Below are 715 nucleotides of genomic sequence, written 5' to 3'. Positions count from 1 at the left end.
TAAGCCCACATCACCAGCCAGCGCCTAAAGACGCTGGCTTTCACTTTGTTCAAGCCTCACTGCTTTTGACTCGTCACTAGCCTCTTAAAGAGGCATTCGTACTACTTGCCATTATCCCTAAAGGGATCTTCATACTCTTTTACACTTAACTTATCAAGTGCTATATCATGTTTTTCCTGTTCTTGTATATATTTCTTAATTGTGGCTTCATTAAGTCCAACTGTACTTACATAATATCCCTCTGCCCAGAAATGACGATTGCCAAATTTATATTTGAGATTGGCGTGTTTATCAAACATCATAAGAGCACTCTTACCTTTTAAATAACCCATAAAGCTTGATACACTTAATCTCGGAGGAATACTGACTAACATATGAACATGATCCGGCATCAGATGTCCTTCGATAATTTCTACGCCTTTATAACTACACAAACGTTGGAATATTTCTCCCAAGCTACTTCGATATTGATTATAGATGATTTTTCGTCTATACTTAGGTGTGAAGACAATGAGGTACTTACACAACCACTTTGTATGTGATAAACTATGTGCCTTTTGTGCCATACTTTTCTCCTCTCGCTTTACAATTGGCTTGAACACCTTTATTGTATCGCGTTTGGAGTTTTTTGGTATAACCTTCGTCGCGCACCCGCATAGCGGGTGGTTTATTTGTCACGCACCTTACGGAGCGTGACGGACTAAAAGTCACATAA

General features: G+C 39.2%; 1 protein-coding gene. It reads right to left on the bottom strand.

What is annotated here, in order from left to right; translation table 11 throughout:
- Nucleotides 1-101: 101 nt before the first annotated feature.
- Nucleotides 102-566: an IS200/IS605 family transposase gene (gene tnpA / locus K5Q29_RS10595; protein WP_105139000.1), complete on the bottom strand. Its 465-nt coding sequence runs from the start codon at nucleotides 564-566 to the stop codon at nucleotides 102-104.
- Nucleotides 567-715: the final 149 nt, after the last annotated feature.

It is taken from the genome of Streptococcus sp. 2018037, assembly GCF_019754195.1.
Classification (GTDB): Bacteria; Bacillota; Bacilli; order Lactobacillales; family Streptococcaceae; genus Streptococcus; species Streptococcus hashimotonensis.
Note: the sequence above shows the minus strand (reverse complement) of the source record. Positions and strands in the feature narration are given on the sequence as shown.

What these genes read in the sequence shown, in the direction of transcription:
- tnpA (WP_105139000.1), bottom strand. Translation starts at nt 566, where the DNA reads ATGGCACAAAAGGCACATAGTTTATCACATACAAAGTGGTTGTGTAAG.